This is a genomic window from Bradyrhizobium septentrionale (genome assembly GCF_011516645.4).
GTDB classification, from domain to species: Bacteria; Pseudomonadota; Alphaproteobacteria; order Rhizobiales; family Xanthobacteraceae; genus Bradyrhizobium; species Bradyrhizobium septentrionale.
In genome coordinates this window covers 8912898-8931764 of record NZ_CP088285.1, presented here as the reverse complement: position 1 = coordinate 8931764, position 18867 = coordinate 8912898, and the positions used below count along the sequence as shown (strand labels likewise).

The following is an 18867-nucleotide window of genomic DNA, read 5'->3' as shown; positions in this document are numbered from 1 at the left end:
CGACCCTGTCACAGCTCGGAAACATCACAGGTCTGGCACTGCCCCAAAGCAACCTAATTGGCGTCACGTTGTTTGGTTTAACAGCGCAGCGTAAGTCACGGGGATCAGAGATGAAGAAGTTTTTGCTCGGCACGGTCGCGCTGGCCGCTCTTGCGAGCCCGGCGTTTGCGGCCGACATCCCGGCCCGCACCTATACCAAGGCACCGCCGCCTACCGCTCCGGCGCTCATCTACAACTGGACCGGTTTCTATATCGGCGGCCATGTCGGCGGCGCGTTCACCGACGGCAACAACCTGATGGGCAGCGACGCGCGCTTCATGGGTGGCGTGCAGGGCGGCTTCGACTATCAGTTCGCCCCCAACTGGGTGATGGGTGTCGAGGCGCAGTACTCCTGGCTGCCGAGCTCGTCGAACAACGGTCTGGTGTTCCCCGCCGGAACGGTCGTGACCGGGAATACCGACCAGCTCGGTTCGGTGACCGGCCGCCTCGGCTACACCTGGGGCCCGACGCTGCTCTATGCCAAGGGCGGTTACGCCTGGCGTGACAACAACAACATCACGGCGTCTGTCGCCGGCGTGCCGGCGGCGTTCACGACCGACGGCGGCCGCAAGGACGGCTACACGGTCGGCGCGGGCCTCGAATACATGTTCGCCCCGAACTGGTCGGCGAAGGCCGAGTACCAGTACTACAATTTCGGCAAGACCACCTTCACCAGCGGTCCGGCCGACATTGTCGGCACGAGCTTCCGCAACGACGAGCAGACCGTCAAGGTCGGGGTCAACTACCGCTTCGGCTGGGGCGGGCCAGTGGGCTCCCGCTACTGATCGCGTCATCGCCGCATCGAGATCAAAGGCCGACCTTCGGGTCGGCCTTTTTTATTGGCCCGACGCTTGCTTATTCAGCGGATATTCACGCCGGATCGTGCAATGCAAAAAATAATTCCTGCATTGCACGGAACTTTCATCGTGATGCGTTATTATGGGATCGCCGGGGCTGGTGGACAAACGAACATGCGTAGCTTTGCGTTAGGGCTGATCATCTCTGCGGTCGCTGTGCCGTGCCTTGCCCAGACGATCCTCAAATCCGAACCCCTCGTGCTTGCGCCGTACGAAGTCGTGTTCGTGCAGGACGCGTCCTGCACCGCCGGCAAGGTGCTCAAGGTGACGGGGTCGATCCGGGGTCTGCATCGGCGGAAGATCTGCGTGTCGCTCGCGGCCGAACAGGCCTCGCTGGCGACGGCGACGCCGTAAGGGCGGGACGACCGCTTTTGCATCCGGCCCGCGACGCGTGCCGGCCGGTCTGCTGTTTTTTAGTTCAACCGCGGCTCCAGGCGCGCTTCGCGATCGGCGTCGGCCTTGTTCTTGACCGGGTCCTCGTCCGGCTCCGCCTGGCACGGCCGGATCTCATAGTTATTCTCGAGCAGCGGGCGGAGCGAGGACTGCTCCTCGCCGGAAACGGCATCCACCACCAGCCCCGATTTCCTGGCGAGCTTCCAGACATCGGCTTCGGTTGGATAAGTCTTGCTCAGCTTGGCGTCTTGATAGAACAGCGCGTATGGCATTCGTCGTTTTCCCCAATCCCCGACAACGCGAGCACCCGTCCCGGGTTTCAGGCAATATCACCGTTCCAATCACGGAACCGTGAGCGGGACCCCGGGCCAAGCATCTGAAAATATGAGTCATTTCGGCCCTTTCGCCGAGGGCCCTGAGTCCTTAACGGGTGGTAAACCCCGGAAAAAAGAATCCCCGGGACTCCACGGGTAGAATCGCCGGATGCTTTCCCCATGAGAGCGATCCTTCAGACCCCCCATGAACGCGTGCACTTCGTGCTCGCGCTCGCGCTGTTCGCGGCCTGCGCCGCGAACGTGGCGCTGGTCTGGTCCTGGCTCTAGCGAAATTTGGCTCTAAAGCATGATCCGGAAAAGTGCGAAGCGGTTTTCCGAAAAGATCATGCTCAAACAAAGAGCTAAAGCGCGATGACGATTCAACCCAATCTCATCGCGCTCTAGCGACCCAAGCGAAAACGCCGTGGCCGCGCGACGGCTGTGGCGATTGACGGCCCCAGCATTCCTTCCATCATTGCCGGCAGAACAAGTGCCCGCCGCGGCCAGCGCGGACGGGCCGCATCGGGGAGCGAACATTGATCGAAACGCTGAAGGAACGGGTCAATTGCGACGCCGGCCTGGTGCGGCGCGGCCGCTTTCTCACCACGACCTTCCTGCTCGAGATCGGCGCGGCCGTCTGGCTGATTTCGATCCATGAGGGGCGGATCGTGTCGGTGACCAAGGGGCCGTTCGTGATGCCGTCGTCGTCCTTTGCGCTGCGCACCTCGGAGGCGGAGTGGGACCGCTTCTGCGAGCGGCGGCCGCCGCCGGGCTCCAACGACCTGATGGCGCTGATCAAGCGCCGCGTGCTGAAAGCCGAGGGCGAACTGCAAATCTTCATGGCGAACCTGCGCTACTTCAAGGAGGCGCTCGGCAAGCTGCGCCGCGAGGGAGCCGCCGCATGAGCGCGACATTCGAGCCGATCATCGGCCGCTACATGCAGCTCGAACTGTTCGGCCGGGCGCACCGCGTCTATGTCGAGGAAGCCGGCGAGGGTACGCCGCTGCTCTGTCTGCACACCGCCGGCGCCGACGGCCGGCAGTATCGCGGCCTGATGAACGATGAGCGCGTCACCCGCAACCATCGCGTCATCGCCTTCGACATGCCCTGGCACGGCAAGTCGTCGCCGCCGCAGGGCTGGCACGACGAGGAATACCAGCTCACCTCAGCGCAATACACGACGATGATCCTGGCGGTAGTCGACGCGCTCGACCTCGACAGGCCGATCGTGATCGGCTGCTCGATCGGCGGCCGGATCGCGCTGCATCTCGCACTCGAGCATCCCGAACGCTTCCGTGCCATCATCGGCCTGCAGGCCGGCGCGCATGTCGATCCGTATTACGACCTGAATTTCCTGCACCGGCCGGACGTGCATGGCGGCGAGGTCGCGGCCGCCATCGTCTCGGGGCTGGTCGGGCCCGACGCGCCCGACAAGGAGAAGTGGGAAACGCTGTGGCACTACATGCAAGGCGGTCCCGGCGTGTTCAAGGGCGACCTCTATTTCTACAAGATCGACGGTGATATCCGCGCTCGCATCGCCGAGATCGACACCAAACGCTGCCCGCTGTTCCTGCTGTCAGGCGAGTACGATTATTCCTGCACGCCGGAGGAGACGCTCGCGGTGGCGAGCAGCATTGCCGGCAGCGAGGCCACCATCATGAAAGGCCTTGGCCATTTTCCGATGAGCGAGAATCCGGGCGAATTCCTGAAACATCTGCTGCCGGTGCTGGAGAAGATCAGCGGCCGTTAAAGCGAGATGAGTGAGCTATCGCCGGATGCGCGAGACAGCCGCTCGGCCCAGCCCTCCGAGAGCGAGCCTCGCTCGTCTCCACCCCGTAAAAGAACGGGAGAGGGTGTGTAGCGCCGTCGCAGTCGCTGCTCGAAGTAACGTCGTCGCGCTTGAGAGCCCCCTCGACCGCGGGCGGCGTGGGTGACACACTGCGCATCCGCACGATTGGCGTGAACCGGTTGCGTAGGAGGTCCTGATGCTTCCGAAAGCTGAAGTGGCCTATTTCGCGATTGCCGACATCTCCGGCTATACGAACTTCCTCGCGGCGGTCGAACTCGACCATGCGCAGGACATCATCGCCGATTTCATGGACGCGGTGGTGAAAGCGTTGCGCCCGCCGTTTCGCCTCGCCAAGTTCGAGGGTGACGCCGCGTTCGTCTACACCACCGCCGAGACGATAGACGGCTCGCTGCTGCAGGACGCGATCGAGGGCGCCTATTTCAAGTTTCGGCGGCGCCTGCGCAGCGTGCGCCAGGCCTCGACCTGCGAATGCAAGGCCTGCGTTGCGATGGGCGATCTCGATTTCAAATTCGTCGTCCATCATGGCGAGATGGTGAAGCAGAGGATGGGCGGGCGGGAAGAGCTCGCCGGGCGCGACGTCATTCTGGTCCACCGGCTGCTCAAGAACACGGTCGGCGCGAAGCTCGGCGGGCGCGCCTACGCGCTCTACAGCGACGCGGCGATCCGCGCCATGGGCGTCGATCCGGTGGCGCAAGGTCTCATCGCGCATCGCGAAACCATTGACATCATCGGCGACGTGACGCTGTGGGTGCGCGATCTCGAGGCGGCGTGGCAGCAGGACGACGCGCAAAGGCGGGTGGAGGTGACGCGCGCCGACGCCCACGCCATGCTGGAGTTCGATATCGCCGCGCCCCGGCAGACGGTGTGGGAGTTTCTCACCGTGCCCGGTCAGTGGCAGCAATGGTGGGACGCCGACACCATTGTCGAGGAATCCGGCAAGGGACGGCGCGGCGTCGGCACGAAAAATCACTGCATGCACGGCACCCATACCGTCGTCGAAGAGCTGCTCGATTGGCACCCGGCCGATAACTTCACGGTGGGCATCACGCTTCCGGTCCCCGACGCGCCGCGGATCGTGATGACCCGCGCGGTTCTGGACGGTCCAGACGGAACGACGCATCTGGAGCTGCGGCTCGCCAAGCCGAAGCCGAAGGACAGGGCGTTCGTCGACGGCGCCTTGGCCAAATACGCCGAGCGCATGACCCAGGCGATCGCCGGCTTGCGATCGATGCTGGAAGGAAAGCAGCCCGTTTCCGACGCAGTGGAGGAGCCGGCGCTGACGCGATCGAGCGGACGCTTCCTGACCGATCCGGTGAAATCGGGCGCGCCGCGCTGAAGTCCGATCGACCCCGGCGGACAAGCGCGGGGGAAGGCCATCAGGTGAACAGGTCGCTGGTTACTTGCCGGAGCGCGGCAGTTCGCTGTTGTCGCGGATCGCGGCGCGCACCTTGGCCATCGTCGTGGTGCAGTATTCCTCGCGCTCCCTGAGGAAGCGCTGCTGCTGGGCGCGGAAATTGGCGACCCGCTCGCGCACCTCGGACCCGAAGTCGCCGCTGATGTCGAGTTTTGCGAATTGCGGCGGCTGCGCCGGTGGCGGTGGGACCTCGACGACGGTCACTGCCAAAGGCGGCGGAGCCGGCAGCAGGCCCTCGATCACGGTCGGCACCGGGAGCGGCGGCGGCACGACCGCGGGCCGCGTCTCGGCCGCAGGCTTGGGCTTGATGTCGAATGTGGCGATGGCCTCGGCCAGGGCCTCCGCAGCGGCAGCGAGTGCCGGCGCGGCGGGTGCGGGCGCAACAGCAGGCGGCGTGGCAGTCTGCTGGGCGGCCGGTGGCGCTGATGTCCGCGGGGCAGGCGCCGGCATCCCGGCGTCGGGCTGCTTGCCCTTCACCGACTCCACGAAAGCCATTGTCTGCGCGATCAGGAGATCGCGTTCCTTCATCCACTTCATGGCGCACCTTGAGCGGGCGGATTGCAGCAGAGCAACCGCGCGGAATCAAGCACTCGCCATCATGATGGTTGACGAAGACGCCTGTTTTGCAGGCGCGGTGACAAAATTGTGACGTACCCGGCGTGCGAGGCGGGTCAGCGCTGGCGGGGATTGGTGTTCGGGGCGAACGGGGTGCCGACGATCCGGACCGGCGTCAGGTCAGGGGCCGGCGCTTGATTGGGGGCCGGCCTAACCGCGGCGTTGGCCGGCGGGGGCACCGGATCCAGCACCGCAACGATCCCGGCGGCAGCCACGCTGAGCAGCGTGAAGGCGCCCAGAAGGAGCAAATTGCGGTTGGGTTCGCGTAGCCTCATGCGAGGAAAATGTAAGCGCTCCTTTCTACGCACCTATGCAGTTGAGCGCGGGGATGGGATGAGGTGTCCACCATGAGCGAGGTGGACACGATCGATGATCACTCCAGAAGAACCTTTGAGACTTGAGACGGTCGGCGTGTTGCGCAATGGCCGGCGTCGCTATGATCCGGCCAGCAAACAGCGGCTGGTCGAGGCCTGTCTGCAGTCTGGCGTGTCGCTGGCGGGGCTTGCGCTGCAACACGGCGTGAACGCGAACCTGCTGCGCAAGTGGGTGGCCAAGCGACAACTTCAGAACGGGGATGGCCAGCCGGAGGCGCGGGCGCCGATTGCGCCAGCCTTTATTCCGGTTCGCGCGCCGTCGCCGTCGCCAACTCGATCTGCTGGCGCGATTGCGGTTTGCGCGACGGAGCGATCCTGTGCAGGGCGGCTGACGGCATCGATGCCCAACGGCGTGACGCTTTCGCTGGAAGGCGGCGACGCGCAGTTGCTGTCGGCGGTGATTGAAGCGCTGGGGCGTTGCGATGTTCCGACTGGCGTCTGATCTTCGGGTCTACCTTCACCGCGAACCGATTGACTTCCGGGCGGGCATCAACAGCCTGGCGATCGTGGTCGAGCAGTCGATGGGGCTGGATCCGTTCCAGCGCGCGGTGTTCGCGTTCTGCAATCGTCGCCGCGACCGGATCAAGCTGCTGATTTATGATCGGTCAGGATTTTGGATGCTGCTGAAGCGGCTGGAGGCCGACAGATTCCACTGGCCCCGAAGTCAGGAGGCGGTGCTGACGCTGACGACGGAGGAGCTGCACTGGCTGCTTGACGGCATCAACATCGCGGCGGTGCGTCGTCATCCGGTGCGGCAATATCAGAGCGTGGGCTGAGCGTGTTCGATGCGGGCGGCGTCATCGGGCTTCGGCATGGCCGTTCTCAGATGACGCGGCCGAAGACATGACGAAGACATGGGAGCCCGGTTGACGCGGCGGCATGACTTCGATTCAAGACTCCGATGAGTCGCAAGCCCACGACGCACGAACTGGAAGCCTTGATCGCGGCGCACGCGGCCGAGATCGCGGCGCTGAAGGCCGAAAACGAGAAACTCGCACAACGCGTGCTGCATCTAGAGGAGCAGTTGCGCCTGGAGCGCCTGCACCGGTATGCGCCGAAGAGCGAAAAGCTCAAGGAGCGCATCTTCAACGAAGCCGAGCAGGCCGCCGCTGAAAGCCGGGACGACGACGATGTCGAGGCGGTCGCCGTGCCGGACACGGGATTGCCGGAGGCTCCAAAGCCGGCGCCGAAGGCACGCGGCCGCAAGCCGCTGCCTGACGATCTGCCGCGCCAACGCGTCGAACACGATCTGGGTGAGGATCAAAAGGACTGTCCGTGCTGCCATAATCGGATGCATCGGATGGGCGAGACCGTCACCGAGCAGTTGCACGTCGAGGTCAAGGCGTCGGTGCTGCAACATGTGCGGTTCAAATATGCCTGCCGTCACTGCGAGCGCACCGCGCTGAACACCCCGATTGTGACCGCGCCGATGCCGGCGCAGCCGCTGCCGGGTAGCGTCGCCACGCCATCGACGCTGGCGCTGGTGCTCGCCAACAAATACGTCGACGGCACGCCGCTGTACCGTGTGGCGGACGCGCTGGGGCGCGCCGACGTCAGCATCAGCCGCGGGACGCTGGGCAACTGGGTGATCCGGGCGAGCGAGTTGCATCTGCATCGGGTCTATGACGCGCTACAGCAAAAGCTCATGTCGCAGCCCCTGGTCCACGGCGACGAAACCTGGGTCCAGGTTCTTAAAGAGGACGGCCGTGATGCGCAGGCCAAATCCTTCATGTGGGCCTATCGCAGCGGCCAGGACTGCGCGCAGCCGGTCGTGCTGTTCGATTACCAGCCCGGTCGCGGCCAGCAACATCCTCAGGCCTTCCTGGCCGGCTATCGCGGCTTGTTGATGAGCGACGGCTATGACGCCTGGCGCACGCTGACAGGCGCGACCCATCTCGGCTGTATGGCGCATGCGCGCAGGAAATTTACCGATGCGCTCAAGGCCAGGACAAAGCCTGGCGGTCCGCCATTGCAGGCGCTCAAGTTCTTCGAGGCGTTGTACGAGGTCGAGAGGGTGGCGCGCCAGACGCCGCCCGACGGCGAAACGCGCGCCGCATACACCTTGCGGCTGCGCCAGCAGCATAGCCTGCCGGTATTGGCCGCCTTCCGGACCTGGCTCGACGACCAGGCGCCGAAGGTGCTACCCGAAAGCTTGACCGGCAAGGCGATCGCCTATGCACGCAACCAATGGGATTATCTGACCCGTTACACCAGTGACGGTCTCGCCCCGATCGATAACAATGTTCTGGAGCGCGACATCAGGCCGTTTTGCACCGGACGAAAAAGTTGGCTGTTCAGCGACACCGTTGCCGGCGCCAAGGCAAGCGCCGTGATCTACAGTTTGGTGCTGACATGCCGGGCATGCGGCGTCGATCCCTATGCATGGCTACGTCACGCGCTCACCGAATTGCCCCAACGCGCGCCAGACGCCGATATCGAAGATCTGTTGCCGTTCAATTGCACCGCTCAAAAAAACCTGCCAGCTGACAACGACAGCGGCTGACCGTCAAACGCTCAGGATCAATCAAGCCGTTCCGATGATCCCGCTGGGCCCCGGCGCCACGCGACGCCGCGGCCAGCCGCGCGCGCAGCCTGTGCAGTAAAATGCGCGCTTACAGGAAAATCGCGTGAGGGGGCATAATGTGCCGAACAAATCCTCAGGCGGTTTCGCGGGGATTTGGAGCTGCGCTCAGAAAGCGCGTCAGGAGCGGACCTGAAGGTCTTGGGCGTGCTGATCAGGGGATGAGCCGGCCGGATGGGCGCAGCGTCGCGAACGGGGCAGGGGCTCAGTCTAGTGCGCGGCCGCCGCGGCCGGCGCTGGTTCGGTGCTGCGGGCCTCGATCAGGTCGGCGTAGCGGCCATACTCCTCGGCCATTTCGAGCAGCTGCTGGCGGACCGCGGCGTCGGTGACCTGGCGGGCCAGCCGTCGTGCCTGATCGGACTGGAAGCGGTAATGTGCTGTATCGGACATGGGACGGCTCCTCACATATGTGTAAGGGCCATCAGGCAAAGGTTCATCAAGCCGTCATTAACGGCGTCATTGAAGGGAAGGCGCTATTGAAGGGTCTGTGAGCGATCGGTCAGCGCGGCCGCCGCTGCGTGCTCCGCCTTGTCCTCGCGGACCTCGACCTCGAACCAGCCCATCTCCTTCAGCTCGCGCGCCTTCTTCTCGGCCGCATCTTCGCTGTCGCGCTTCAGCACGATCTGGCTGGTGCCATCACGGGCAAGGATCAAATAGGTCATTGGCTGAGTCCCATCCCGCATTCTGCATACCCCATTCTGGGCTGCAAGGACAGAAACAAGGCGGCGGATGGGTGATCCTACGGGAATGATCCCACGATTCCTGCCAAGGCGCAGGGCGTCGCGGGTGTCTCCGACCCGGCCCTCCAGCGTGAGCCGGTTTGAAGGGCGATCTAGCCTAGGAGCCCGTCCAGATATGTTTTCGTGACGGGCATTTGTTGTAGAGTAGCAGGCTCAGGCTGCGTTTGCGAGGTTGAACAGCTTGAGGAGGTTATGGACGGTGCAGATCATTGTCCACTCGGCGCGCACTTTCTCGATGCCCCGCAACAGGAACTGGCGGAAGCCTCTTGCCTGTTTGATCTGCCCGAACACCGGCTCCACCACTTGCTTTCGCAATCGGTAGGGTGTTTCGAAGCCGCCATCGTCGATCTTCTTTCGCATGGCCTGTGTCAGCGGGCCGCCGACTTTTCCGTTCGCTACTGTCGGGTGCTTGGCGCGTCCGGGCGCGACATAGCCATCGATGCTGCGTGTGTCGAGCGCTTCGAGATTGGCTTCGCTGCAGTAGCCGGAATCCGCTGAGGCCTGCCGCGGCTTGCGGCCAAGATTGCTCTCGATGGCCTCGATCAGGGGCACCAACTGGCCCTGATCGCTGCCGTGCTGGGTCAGTTCTTGCGCGACAATGATCTGGGCATGTGCATCGACGGCCGCCTGGGCATTATAGGCCTGAACGAAGCCATCCTTCGACTTCATGATGCGGCTTTCCGGATCGGTGAAGTTGCGTTGCGCCTTGGGATTGGGTTCCTCCGATGGCAGCGCCGCCGGTTTGCCCGGCTTCTTGCGGCCTTCGGCCTGGCGCTGCTGTTCCTTTTCGGCCTCGATGCGGCGCTCTTCCTCCGCCGCCAGTTTGGCGTCCGCTTCCAGCGCCGCCATCGCTTGCTGGATCTTCGCCAGCCGTTTCTGCTTGTCGACGGTCCAGTCCGGCAGTTCGTCGCTGTTGCCGAAAGTCTCATCCTCCGAGGCATCCGCCGCCTCGGCGGCCGCCAGCATGCGAGCGACCTCGGCCTTCAATTCCGCCTCGCGCTTCTTCATGCGCTCATAACTCATCGCCTTGTGTTTCGACGCGTTCGCCTTGATCTTCGTACCATCCAGCGCGACATGACCGAGCTTGACCAGCCCGGCCGTCTCGCACAACTTCAGAACCTGCACGAATAGCGCGCCGAGCGCCTTCAAATGTCGCTTGCGAAAGTCGCTGATCGTCCGAAAATCCGGCGCATCCAGCGCCACGATCATCACAAAATCGTTCCGCTCCCGGCAGGCCTTGGCAATCCGACGCGACGAATACAGCCCACTCGCATAGCTATGCAGCAGCAGCGCCACCATCATCCGCGGATCAAACGGCGGCTGCCCAAGCCCGCTCACATAGCTGCCCATGATCTCCCTGAGATCGAGGCTCTCCCGCACCAGATCAACCATAAACCGCGAGACATGGCCTTTCGGCACGAAGTCCTGCACATTCGGCGGCAGAAGCAGCGTCTGATCGATGTTCCAAGGCCGAAAATACTTGCTCATCGCCCAATGTTGAATCAGACCCGACCAGATTTGAACAGCGACTATCCAGACAAGCTCCTAGCGCTTCACCACCACGTTGATGTGGCGGTTGTTGTGGCCCGATCGGCCGCTCACTTGCAGAACGAGCGAGAAATCGAACTGGCTGGTGTAGCGAGACGGGAAGGCGAAAGGTCACCGCGGGGATGGTGTGGGGACTTGGTCCTTGCAGGCAGTGGGATCCTGAGTGGGGACCCAACTCCCGCTGCTGCATTGGAGACCGCGACCTCCGCCGAGGCAGATGAGGGCCCCCTGGGAATAAAACGCGTTGTTGTAGACACAATTCCTCGTCATGGAATCGATCTTCTGGGGGTCCGGCAGGAAGATGTCCTGCGCCGATGCGACACGCGACATCACGCAGGCGATGACCGTGATTGCCAGAGCTGATCTCCACATTCGCGCTCTCCTTCTCAGCAATCGGGAATCTTGAGATGGCCGCGGTGAGGCGGATCGCCGGAAGGTAATTGTTTCGTATGACGGCTCAGCGTCGGTCGGCGCGTAGCGTGCATCGGGGTGCCGTCAGCGCGATCGATGATGTGGAGCGCCGCCCGACAACCGGGAAAATACGGCCTCCTGTGTACGTTGTGGGTAAGCCGCAAGGCGCTTTGATTGAGCCGCAAATAAATGCTCGGCTTGGTCCAACACAACTCGGCTTAAGCCGTGTCTATCTGGATGGAGGACTCGATGCCCAGGCACTTCGGTTTGAAGGCAACAACGGCGGCAGGACGGTCGGCATTCACGGGGTCATCAAGAGACTTGCAGGAGCGGACGGCATCGGCGGCAGCGTCGAAGAGCCAATCTCCGGCCAGTCCTGCAGCGACAAGGCTCGCGTCCCCAAGCTCGGAGCTGCCATATTCTCCTGCGAGCTGGCGGGGCTGCTGTGGTCGACGGACCATCTCGGCAAGCTGAGGTCACGTCCCGGTGAAGGCCAGCGCAAAGAAACGACGCGCCGAAGAACTTTAGGAATCTGGCTGTGGACATCGATAAGGCGATGGCAGATCGCTCGGAGGAAGGCTGCGTCAGTTGGCGGCCTACCGTCGAGCCACAGCAAACGTTCCGGCCCATCATTCCTTGGGCGCCAATCATTCCGCGAGTTGCGACAATAAGCCTGAAACAAATAGCTCGCTATTCGCTCCAGACAGGCACACAGTAAGTCCATCACCGCCCGAACCCGTGGCTTATATCGGTGATGAGAACGCTCGATCGCGCTCCCGCCTTCCTCTAACGGAATGGAGCGTGTCATGTCCTTGAAGCGACATCTCATACACACTCAATCACTTGAACAGCGGCTTGGCATCCAGGCAGAGCGGCTCCGCAAGGAGGCCCGGGGGACTCCCCCAGGCATCGAGCGCCAGCGCCTGGTCCGCAAGGCTCGTCTGGCCGAAACCGGCTCGCACTTGAGCGAATGGCAGCGGTCCCCGGGTTTGCGAGCGCCGACGTGATGGGTCGACACCCATCCCATGCAGATATCGGCGTGAAGAGAATAGTTGATTTCCGCAGGCGATGGGCAAACAAGAGCGACACGGTAATTAGAACCGCCCTGAACCACTTCTGGAGCAAACAGATCAACAGAAGTGCTGCCGCCATGCAGAAGGAGAAGGACAGGCTCCGCAAGTAAAGAGGTCATCGCACTCGAGAAGTGCAGTATCCGGGATTTTGTTCGTACCCTCTCGGGGCTAGGGGAACGCCGTCCGTATTTATTTCAAACGGGCGGCGTAACTTTGTCTGGGCCGCACCCCACCGCGATCATGCGTTTTAAGCAGAACCTAGAACGCATTTCCGGTGCCAACGGCCAGGTAACCAGTGAATTGGCCGCGAGCTTTCGAGAGCTTGTCGATAGCGTCGTGGTTGTGCCCAGGAAGGCCGGGGAGCTCTATCGGCTCGAAACCCGGGATGACGCCGGCCGGATTGATTAGCGGTCCTGGTGGACCGCCAAAGGCCGCACGGGCGCTCTTATCCATGGGTAACCTCCACCCAAACGGATGAGAGCGGAATGTCGGCCAAACTGGTGGTGCCGGCTGAGGGGATTGAACCCCCGACCTTCAGTTTACAAAACCGTTTTTATATCAATAAAATCAAAGCGCTAAACAATCCGTGTTGCTCCGGCGTTGCGGCTAGCCTCCAAGCAGTCGCGCCTGGATATCCTCGGCTGCGCGCTGGTCGGCGTCGCTGTCCTTGAACAGGTGGCCGTATCGGTCGAACGTCAACTGAATGGTCGAATGCCCCATCAGCTTTTGGATGCGTTTGGGGTTCATCCCCTGCTCGATCCACAGCGAAGCGCAGGCGTGGCGCAGGGCGTGCATCCCGTAACGAGCCACCGCTACCACCTTCGGCTCGCCCCCGGCGTCCAGCACGGGCTTACCTCCGTCCAGCACAGGTTCAAGGTCAGTCACGCCCGCCGCCACCTGGAGGGGCTCGAAGCCGCGGGACATCATGTTGCTGTGGGACTCGACGCCGCCGGCGCCAGTGGGGAACACCAGCCCCAGCTCACCCTTTGGACATGTGAGTTTCCATTCCCGCAGGCTATTCAGGACGATCGGCGCCATCGGTATCGACCGGTATGCGGCCTTCGATTTCAGGCGGCCGATTTTGTGGAACACGTCGGCGCGCTGTTTGATGGTAATCTCTCGCGTCTCGAAGTCGACATCCATCCATCGCAGGCCGCGCAGCTCACTCGCCCGTAACCCACAGAAGACGAAGACCAGGACGATCGGCCGCCAACGGCCGGCGGCTCCATTGATGATCGCCTGCAACTCCGGCTTCGTCGGGATCACCGGACGCGGATCATCACGCTCAGGAAGGTCGAGATCCAATCCTACCGTGGGGTCGACTGCGGAGAGGCCGCGGCGCTTGGCCTCCCGAAATATTGATCCGAGAGACCGGACGGCCCGCCGGATCATTTCCGATGAGCGGCCTTCGTCGCGCAGCCGGTCTGCGAAAGCGCTGATTGCAGGGGAGGGCAGCTCGGCGAGCTTCTTGGCCCCGATGAATGGCGCAATGTGCAGGTAGAGGTGCTCTTCGTAGCCCTTGATTGTGCCGGCCTCGAGGCCCTTCTCTCGACTTCGCTTAAGCCACAGCGCACCAGCTTCGTTCACCGTCGGCGAAATGCTGTCGGGCGTGTGGATGCCGCGCGCGAGATCGTGGCGAGTTTCGGTCAGCCACCCTTCGGCATCGCCCTTGCGCTCAAACAGCTTTGCGCGGCGCTTGCCGCCTCCGTCTACATAGGAGGCTTGCCACCGCACCAAACCTGACGGAAGCTTCCGCTTACGAATTGTTGCCAACGCTGCCTCCCGGCTTTCGAGACGACTGCACCGCGACCTTCGCCAATCCCATCTGGCGGCAGAGCTCGCTAACATTCACGATCATGGTGCGGCGCTCCGCAAGCAGCCGCGTGATCTTCAGCCCTTCACTGGGCCTGCGCCATTCGGGCTCAAGCGCAACCTTGTCGGCGGCCCAGCCGGATTGCATCAGGTTTGGATGCAAGACGAGGAGCAGGTCATCCGTTTTGCCCGCCGAATATTCCTTCATCGCTCGCTTGAAGTTGGGCAGCAAATCCGACGACCAGTTTTCCTTGATGAACTCGGCGACAGTGCCCGGATCGATACCAAATTCCGCCAGCTCGAGAGCGATCGCCCATTGCCACATCTGCTCTTCGAAATACCAGATCTTGGCACCGCGACCAGGAGAGCTTTCCAGAGGAATGCCAAGGCGCTTGAGGTGCTTCAGCCGAGCGCGAAATGCAGCTTGCTGTACATCGCCGGCACGATGGATGCGTGCAAGGATACCCTCGGCATCCGCGTAGCTCACCGACCATCTAAGTTCCACTTCCATGCCGATTTGCTCCCAATAGCCGCAGATGACAGCAAAGCATGGCCTGTTGATTAGTGCAAGTGCACTCTTGCACTAATCAACTGCGCGGCCGTATCGTTAGTGCTGATTTGCACTAATGGGAGATTTGACAAATGGGTGATCTGGACTTGGCCGGCGACATCCTTCGCGGCATCAAGGCAATCGCGCAATTCATCAACGAGGATGAGAGGGCCACCGGCTACAAGTTGACCACCGGGCAGCTGCCTGGCGGCAAGGACGGGCGCGAGTGGGTGGCATCTAAGCGCGTCATTCGTGACCATTACGCCCGGCTGACCGGCGGGAAGGCCGCATAGCATGGCCGAAATGCAAAGCCCGACCGCTTGTGACGGCCGGGCTCGCGAAACGGTCCTCGCTGGCGCTTTGGATGGTTCGCACCCTACGAAATCACCGATAGAAATTCAACAGGTTGCCCGCCTGCGGCGGCTCTTCGCCCTAACAGCGGCGACGGCCGAGACGATTGCGGCCCTCGCGTGGGGGCTCGCCAGATGAGCCGGAAACGACTTCCCAACAAACGGTTGTCAGTCGCCTTCAGTTTTGAGTTTGAAGGACATCGGTACAGAGCAAGTGCTACCCGCTTCGCAGACGGCGGCCTTGCCGAAATCTTCCTTGATGCCGGCAAGTTCAACAGCCCGTTGCAGCAGCACGCGGAGACCGCAGCGGTGCTGGTCAGCCTGCTTCTGCAGCACGGCGTAAGCGTCGACACCATCAGGCACAGCATCCGCGGTCCGATCGCCATCGCGATTGATTTGGCGGAGGCGCCGTGATGAATGCTCCGGCGCCGATCACCGACGCGCAGCTTGCGCTGAGAAACATCGCGCGCGATGTCGCGATAGCGCCTCGCGGGGAACGTCTTTCCGCATTGCGCACCTCAGCGCTGCGACTGCAGTCCATCGTCGCTGAGGGGTGGATTCATCCAGCGCAAGTCACCGATAAAATATTCGAGGTCGCGCGCTCGCATGGCCTGGCGGGCGAACCAGGCAGCGACGAAGAGGTTTTAATCGGCGACATTGCCTACGAAGTCACCTTGCCGGCAAGCATGCGCGATCCGGAGGAACCGCCGTTTCCCGACAGCCCAGACGCCTACGGGATCCACAGCGAACCAGCACGAGAACCTGCACCGGCCGTGCCACTTGCCCTGATCTGTCCACCGGCATGGCGCGACTTACCGCTTGAGGAGATGCGCTGGTTAGCGACCAACCGCATTCCTGCAGGGGACGCCACGATCCTGTCCGGAGACGGCGGCGGCGGCAAAACCACCGTTGCCTTGCAGCTCTCGATCGCTGTGGAGCGCGGACTTGGCGATTGGCTCGGCACCACCTGCTTGAGTGGCCAGGTCATTTTTTTTAGTGGCGAGGAGCCAGAACCAGAGATGCGCAGGCGGCTCGATCGCGTAGCGCGCAAGCGCGGGCTCGAGCCGTCCGAGATTGCGGGATTGCATTTTCACTTCGCTGATCCCGACGGTTGCCTGCTTGGCTTGTCCCGGCCGAATGGCCCGATCGTGCCGACGCCGCTGTTCGACCGCCTGTGCACCGCCGCGCTCGAAATCCGTCCCGCGCTAATCGTGGTCGACAGCATCGCCGCGGTGTTCGGAGGCAACCAGAACGATCGCGTTCATGCTCGTTCGTTTGTCGGCATGTTCCGGAGGCTGGCACGCCAAGCCGATTGCGCAGTGCTGTTGCTAGACCATCCGTCGCTATCCGGCATCACCAGTGGCACGGGCAGGGGCGGGAGCATGGATTGGCAGAACGCCACGCGCGCACGCCTGCATCTTGAGACCGTGTCCGACGCCGAGGAGGGCATCGACCGCATACTGGAGGTGAAGAAGATTAATTATGGGGCGCCTGGCGAAAAGGTGAAACTGCGCTGGGAGGATGGTTGTTTCGTTCCTGATAGCGCTCCAGCGCTGACGCGTGCAACCGGGTTCAACACCGTCGATCGGGCTTATCTTGCTTGCCTTGATCGATTGACACTGCAGGGCCGTGAAGTCCGTGAGCACCCTGGCCGGGGATATGCACCCAAGGTGTTTGCCGACATGCCAGAAGCAAACGGCATCACCGCGCGTGCCTTCAAGGCTGCGCAAGAGCGGTTGTTCAGCGCTGGCCTGATCCAAAACGTCACGGAGGGGCCGGCGTCTAAACGCACCAAACACATCGCTCGCGGCAATACCGATGGGGCCGACGCATGAGTCTTCGATCGCCCTTCGATCCCCGATTTTCGCCCTTCGATCGCCCTTCGATCAGGCATGTGATCGCCCTTCGATCGCCCTTCGATCGTCTTCGATCACCCTTCCTTCTATCCCCCTATAACCCTAGGGCGGATCGAAGCGCCCGCCGCGGCCCTTTGGGCGGGCCGCTGGCGCTCCGCTCGCTGACGGTGCTCGCGTGACCGTGGCCGTCGACCTTCACCGCCTCGCGGAGGCGATCGCCGCCGGCGCCGACCTAACATCGGAGGAACGCGCCGCTGCCGCGCAGGCGTTGCGCGCGATCAGCAGGCCGCGGAATGCGACCCGGGACGAGATCCTAGCCGACGGCATGGCGCGCTTCTGCGGTCACCTGCCGTCTGCGCGCGCCCAGGCTGAGGCGTTCGGCGCGGGTTGGCGGCGATATGAGGCCGGCGCCTGGCTACACGAGCGGCTGCTCGACCAGCCACCGGCGCGGAGGGTCGGCAAGATCGAGTACGTTTATTGGCAAGCCCTCAAAATTTATCCACACGTTCTCGGCGCTGAGCGGCTCCGGCGGCTCGTGGGTTAAGTGACTTAACCCAGAAAACGACGAATCGTTAGCTCGACACCAAGCGAGGAATTCTCATGGTCACCGGCCCCGCCACAGCCTTATCGAATGCCACCGCCGCGGCAGCAACTGCGATGGTCGCTCCCATCGTCGGTGGAGGATCGCAAGGCAAGCTGCCCCACGCAGCGCTGCTCCGCTACGAGGAATTGCAGCAACTGAAAAGGGAGGCTCACGCCAGTTATATGTTGGTGATGGAGGAACTTTTCGAGTTGCGTCAGGAGCGGACGCTGCTGAAGCAGACCATCATTCAAAGGAAATCGGTGCACGGCATCGAAGATGGACATCCCGCACTGGCTACCGAAGCGAACAGAATGGCGGCCATCGATCGCCGCCTTCCATCTCTGCAGAAACGCCATGATAATTTGCAGCCAGTGTGGGCCGAGATAGCAGGATTGACCGGCGCTATCGATGATTGGCTGCGCGCCGCACCCGCCGGGCTGACTGTCTACAACGGGCCCGCTCCGACCTTGAAAGCGAAAGAAACGCTGCCCCAAGCAGTTGAACGTTGCAGGCGTCGTGCTCGTGAACTGGATGCCGACCTTCAGAAATACCGCGCAGCGCCGATCACATCGGCTAAGGCAAAGGAACTGATCCGCGCCGAGATTGACCGGATTGCAGCCGCCGGCGAACCCGACCTAACCAATCTCGTCGACTATGGCGAAGGCATTCACTGGCCCGTTCAAGCCATAGCCGGAGTTGGATACAAGCTATCGGGTAAGGGATCTGTTGGGCCGCATACTGCATTCGACGGCCTCGCGGTCGACATCTGGCGGAATCGGGACGCATACATCGCGAGGCTTGAGCAACTGTTCAATGAAAAGTACGCGGACGACAGCTCAGCCCTTGACGATGCCGACCGTGCGCGCCTGATCTCCGAAGCAGAGCGCGACCTGCTTGCAGCAGCTTATGACGAGGAAAGCTTCATCCGCACGAGCGAGGAAGCTGGCCTCGCTATTCAACGTCGCCGGGACGCGCCCCCTGCGGCGGTACTCGGTGTCGAAGTAGAAGGGGCGGTCTAAATGCCGAGCATTGCACGAAACGGAGAAATCCTTCTGTCCGGCGCTGTCGGTGACGGCTTTTCGGGCGAATTCTTCACCTATCTCGACGTGGTCGAATCTCTCGCCTCCCTTGGCCGAAGCAGAGACGTCACTGTCCGGATCAATTCCGGGGGTGGAAGTGCCGCCGACGGGATAGCTATTTTCAACGCCCTCGATAGTCACAAGGGCAATGTGACAGTTGTCGTTGAATCCATCGCCGCGTCCGCGGCCTCGGTGATCGCCATGGCTGGGCAGAAGATCGTCATGCGAGCAGGCTCAATGATGATGATCCATGATCCGTCCGCCCTGACATTGGGCAACTCTTCAGACCACGCGAAGAGCGTCGAAATGCTCGAGACCATGGCTAACTCCATGGCGGACATCTATGCGGAGAAGAGAGCTGGCGCCGGTTGTTTGGACAGCGCCCCGCGGGATTTAAGTGGATTCCTGCCGGGTTATGCTGAACGCGGGGCCTTACGATTTTGTCGTTGCGTCGGGAGGGCGTAGCCC

General features: G+C 62.5%; 23 protein-coding genes. 14 read left to right on the top strand and 9 right to left on the bottom strand.

Annotated elements, in window-relative coordinates; all coding sequences use genetic code 11:
- The first annotated feature begins 110 nt into the window (after nucleotides 1-110).
- Nucleotides 111-824, top strand: coding sequence for an outer membrane protein (locus tag HAP48_RS44955; protein WP_166206390.1), 714 nt, complete (start codon nucleotides 111-113; stop codon nucleotides 822-824).
- A 186-nt stretch (nucleotides 825-1010) separates the two neighbouring features.
- The gene (locus HAP48_RS44950) at nucleotides 1011-1250 is read left to right on the top strand and encodes a DUF6719 family protein (protein ID WP_166206387.1); all 240 of its coding nucleotides are present in this window, start codon (nucleotides 1011-1013) and stop codon (nucleotides 1248-1250) included.
- Nucleotides 1251-1309: 59 nt separating this feature from the next.
- On the opposite strand, the gene HAP48_RS44945 is transcribed toward HAP48_RS44950, so the two are convergent.
- Nucleotides 1310-1561 carry a hypothetical protein gene (locus HAP48_RS44945; RefSeq protein ID WP_166206384.1) on the bottom strand — a complete coding sequence of 84 codons (252 nt, stop codon included), beginning with the start codon at nucleotides 1559-1561 and terminating at the stop codon, nucleotides 1310-1312.
- A 578-nt stretch (nucleotides 1562-2139) separates the two neighbouring features.
- Between HAP48_RS44945 and HAP48_RS44940 the strand changes: the two genes are divergently transcribed.
- The 3 genes from HAP48_RS44940 (at nucleotide 2140) to HAP48_RS44930 (ending at nucleotide 4749) form a co-directional block, all read left to right on the top strand.
- The gene (locus HAP48_RS44940) at nucleotides 2140-2508 is read left to right on the top strand and encodes a hypothetical protein (RefSeq protein WP_210292763.1); all 369 of its coding nucleotides are present in this window, start codon (nucleotides 2140-2142) and stop codon (nucleotides 2506-2508) included.
- Nucleotides 2505-3353: an alpha/beta fold hydrolase gene (locus HAP48_RS44935; RefSeq protein ID WP_166206381.1), complete on the top strand. Its 849-nt coding sequence runs from the start codon at nucleotides 2505-2507 to the stop codon at nucleotides 3351-3353. The genes HAP48_RS44940 and HAP48_RS44935 overlap by 4 nt, the downstream gene beginning before the upstream one ends.
- Nucleotides 3354-3588: 235 nt before the next feature.
- A complete protein-coding gene (locus HAP48_RS44930; protein ID WP_166206378.1) occupies nucleotides 3589-4749 on the top strand; it encodes a DUF2652 domain-containing protein in 1161 nt (386 codons plus the stop codon).
- 60 nt (nucleotides 4750-4809) lie between these two features.
- Here the strand turns inward: HAP48_RS44930 and HAP48_RS44925 are convergent, their stop codons facing one another.
- Together HAP48_RS44925 and HAP48_RS44920 are read right to left on the bottom strand one after the other, a co-directional pair.
- Nucleotides 4810-5364 carry a hypothetical protein gene (locus tag HAP48_RS44925; RefSeq protein WP_166202867.1) on the bottom strand — a complete coding sequence of 185 codons (555 nt, stop codon included), beginning with the start codon at nucleotides 5362-5364 and terminating at the stop codon, nucleotides 4810-4812.
- Nucleotides 5365-5498: 134 nt separating this feature from the next.
- The gene (locus HAP48_RS44920) at nucleotides 5499-5717 is read right to left on the bottom strand and encodes a hypothetical protein (RefSeq protein ID WP_166206375.1); all 219 of its coding nucleotides are present in this window, start codon (nucleotides 5715-5717) and stop codon (nucleotides 5499-5501) included.
- 94 nt (nucleotides 5718-5811) lie between these two features.
- Between HAP48_RS44920 and tnpA the strand changes: the two genes are divergently transcribed.
- The 3 genes from tnpA to tnpC all read left to right on the top strand — a co-directional run bounded on the left by tnpA (nucleotide 5812) and on the right by tnpC (nucleotide 8319).
- Nucleotides 5812-6258 (top strand): IS66-like element accessory protein TnpA, encoded by a 447-nt coding sequence (gene tnpA / locus HAP48_RS44915; protein ID WP_166205731.1) that lies wholly within the window; start codon nucleotides 5812-5814, stop codon nucleotides 6256-6258.
- Nucleotides 6239-6592 carry an IS66 family insertion sequence element accessory protein TnpB gene (gene tnpB, locus HAP48_RS44910; RefSeq protein ID WP_166205730.1) on the top strand — a complete coding sequence of 118 codons (354 nt, stop codon included), beginning with the start codon at nucleotides 6239-6241 and terminating at the stop codon, nucleotides 6590-6592. Before tnpA ends, tnpB begins: the two co-directional genes overlap by 20 nt.
- A 125-nt stretch (nucleotides 6593-6717) precedes the next feature.
- On the top strand, nucleotides 6718-8319 hold the full coding sequence (gene tnpC / locus HAP48_RS44905; protein WP_166205729.1) for an IS66 family transposase: 1602 nt from the start codon (nucleotides 6718-6720) through the stop codon (nucleotides 8317-8319).
- 288 nt (nucleotides 8320-8607) lie between these two features.
- Here the strand turns inward: tnpC and HAP48_RS44900 are convergent, their stop codons facing one another.
- From HAP48_RS44900 to HAP48_RS44870, 6 genes are all read right to left on the bottom strand, one after another.
- Nucleotides 8608-8787 carry a hypothetical protein gene (locus tag HAP48_RS44900; RefSeq protein ID WP_166206366.1) on the bottom strand — a complete coding sequence of 60 codons (180 nt, stop codon included), beginning with the start codon at nucleotides 8785-8787 and terminating at the stop codon, nucleotides 8608-8610.
- A gap of 83 nt (nucleotides 8788-8870) precedes the next feature.
- On the bottom strand, nucleotides 8871-9059 hold the full coding sequence (locus HAP48_RS44895) for a hypothetical protein (protein ID WP_166206363.1): 189 nt from the start codon (nucleotides 9057-9059) through the stop codon (nucleotides 8871-8873).
- A gap of 231 nt (nucleotides 9060-9290) precedes the next feature.
- Entirely contained in the window at nucleotides 9291-10625 is a 1335-nt protein-coding gene (locus tag HAP48_RS44890; protein ID WP_166202952.1) for an IS1182 family transposase, read from the bottom strand.
- Between the two features lie 1802 nt (nucleotides 10626-12427).
- On the bottom strand, nucleotides 12428-12622 hold the full coding sequence (locus HAP48_RS44880; RefSeq protein WP_166206357.1) for a hypothetical protein: 195 nt from the start codon (nucleotides 12620-12622) through the stop codon (nucleotides 12428-12430).
- Nucleotides 12623-12775: 153 nt separating this feature from the next.
- On the bottom strand, nucleotides 12776-13942 hold the full coding sequence (locus tag HAP48_RS44875; RefSeq protein ID WP_224496841.1) for a tyrosine-type recombinase/integrase: 1167 nt from the start codon (nucleotides 13940-13942) through the stop codon (nucleotides 12776-12778).
- Entirely contained in the window at nucleotides 13926-14492 is a 567-nt protein-coding gene (locus HAP48_RS44870) for a hypothetical protein (protein WP_166206351.1), read from the bottom strand. The genes HAP48_RS44875 and HAP48_RS44870 overlap by 17 nt, the downstream gene beginning before the upstream one ends.
- Nucleotides 14493-14623: 131 nt before the next feature.
- On the opposite strand from HAP48_RS44870, the gene HAP48_RS44865 reads away from it, so the two are divergent.
- From HAP48_RS44865 to HAP48_RS44840, 6 genes are all read left to right on the top strand, one after another.
- Entirely contained in the window at nucleotides 14624-14824 is a 201-nt protein-coding gene (locus tag HAP48_RS44865; RefSeq protein ID WP_166206348.1) for a hypothetical protein, read from the top strand.
- A gap of 192 nt (nucleotides 14825-15016) precedes the next feature.
- A complete protein-coding gene (locus HAP48_RS44860) occupies nucleotides 15017-15295 on the top strand; it encodes a TSCPD domain-containing protein (protein ID WP_166206344.1) in 279 nt (92 codons plus the stop codon).
- The gene (locus HAP48_RS44855; RefSeq protein ID WP_166206340.1) at nucleotides 15295-16716 is read left to right on the top strand and encodes an AAA family ATPase; all 1422 of its coding nucleotides are present in this window, start codon (nucleotides 15295-15297) and stop codon (nucleotides 16714-16716) included. The genes HAP48_RS44860 and HAP48_RS44855 overlap by 1 nt, the downstream gene beginning before the upstream one ends.
- A gap of 196 nt (nucleotides 16717-16912) precedes the next feature.
- Nucleotides 16913-17281, top strand: coding sequence for a hypothetical protein (locus HAP48_RS44850; protein WP_166206337.1), 369 nt, complete (start codon nucleotides 16913-16915; stop codon nucleotides 17279-17281).
- Between the two features lie 56 nt (nucleotides 17282-17337).
- Nucleotides 17338-18339: an AAA family ATPase gene (locus HAP48_RS44845; RefSeq protein ID WP_166206334.1), complete on the top strand. Its 1002-nt coding sequence runs from the start codon at nucleotides 17338-17340 to the stop codon at nucleotides 18337-18339.
- On the top strand, nucleotides 18340-18864 hold the full coding sequence (locus tag HAP48_RS44840; RefSeq protein WP_166206331.1) for a head maturation protease, ClpP-related: 525 nt from the start codon (nucleotides 18340-18342) through the stop codon (nucleotides 18862-18864).
- Nucleotides 18865-18867 lie beyond the last annotated feature (3 nt).

Coding starts and splice junctions, on each gene's coding strand:
- HAP48_RS44955 (WP_166206390.1), top strand. CDS start 111: ATGAAGAAGTTTTTGCTCGGCACGGTCGCGCTGGCCGCTCTTGCGAGC.
- HAP48_RS44950 (WP_166206387.1), top strand. CDS start 1,011: ATGCGTAGCTTTGCGTTAGGGCTGATCATCTCTGCGGTCGCTGTGCCG.
- HAP48_RS44945 (WP_166206384.1), bottom strand. CDS start 1,561: ATGCCATACGCGCTGTTCTATCAAGACGCCAAGCTGAGCAAGACTTAT.
- HAP48_RS44935 (WP_166206381.1), top strand. CDS start 2,505: ATGAGCGCGACATTCGAGCCGATCATCGGCCGCTACATGCAGCTCGAA.
- HAP48_RS44930 (WP_166206378.1), top strand. CDS start 3,589: ATGCTTCCGAAAGCTGAAGTGGCCTATTTCGCGATTGCCGACATCTCC.
- HAP48_RS44925 (WP_166202867.1), bottom strand. CDS start 5,364: ATGAAGTGGATGAAGGAACGCGATCTCCTGATCGCGCAGACAATGGCT.
- HAP48_RS44920 (WP_166206375.1), bottom strand. CDS start 5,717: ATGAGGCTACGCGAACCCAACCGCAATTTGCTCCTTCTGGGCGCCTTC.
- tnpA (WP_166205731.1), top strand. CDS start 5,812: ATGATCACTCCAGAAGAACCTTTGAGACTTGAGACGGTCGGCGTGTTG.
- tnpB (WP_166205730.1), top strand. CDS start 6,239: ATGTTCCGACTGGCGTCTGATCTTCGGGTCTACCTTCACCGCGAACCG.
- tnpC (WP_166205729.1), top strand. CDS start 6,718: ATGAGTCGCAAGCCCACGACGCACGAACTGGAAGCCTTGATCGCGGCG.
- HAP48_RS44900 (WP_166206366.1), bottom strand. CDS start 8,787: ATGTCCGATACAGCACATTACCGCTTCCAGTCCGATCAGGCACGACGG.
- HAP48_RS44895 (WP_166206363.1), bottom strand. CDS start 9,059: ATGACCTATTTGATCCTTGCCCGTGATGGCACCAGCCAGATCGTGCTG.
- HAP48_RS44890 (WP_166202952.1), bottom strand. CDS start 10,625: ATGAGCAAGTATTTTCGGCCTTGGAACATCGATCAGACGCTGCTTCTG.
- HAP48_RS44880 (WP_166206357.1), bottom strand. CDS start 12,622: ATGGATAAGAGCGCCCGTGCGGCCTTTGGCGGTCCACCAGGACCGCTA.
- HAP48_RS44870 (WP_166206351.1), bottom strand. CDS start 14,492: ATGGAAGTGGAACTTAGATGGTCGGTGAGCTACGCGGATGCCGAGGGT.
- HAP48_RS44865 (WP_166206348.1), top strand. CDS start 14,624: ATGGGTGATCTGGACTTGGCCGGCGACATCCTTCGCGGCATCAAGGCA.
- HAP48_RS44860 (WP_166206344.1), top strand. CDS start 15,017: ATGAGCCGGAAACGACTTCCCAACAAACGGTTGTCAGTCGCCTTCAGT.
- HAP48_RS44855 (WP_166206340.1), top strand. CDS start 15,295: ATGAATGCTCCGGCGCCGATCACCGACGCGCAGCTTGCGCTGAGAAAC.
- HAP48_RS44845 (WP_166206334.1), top strand. CDS start 17,338: ATGGTCACCGGCCCCGCCACAGCCTTATCGAATGCCACCGCCGCGGCA.
- HAP48_RS44840 (WP_166206331.1), top strand. CDS start 18,340: ATGCCGAGCATTGCACGAAACGGAGAAATCCTTCTGTCCGGCGCTGTC.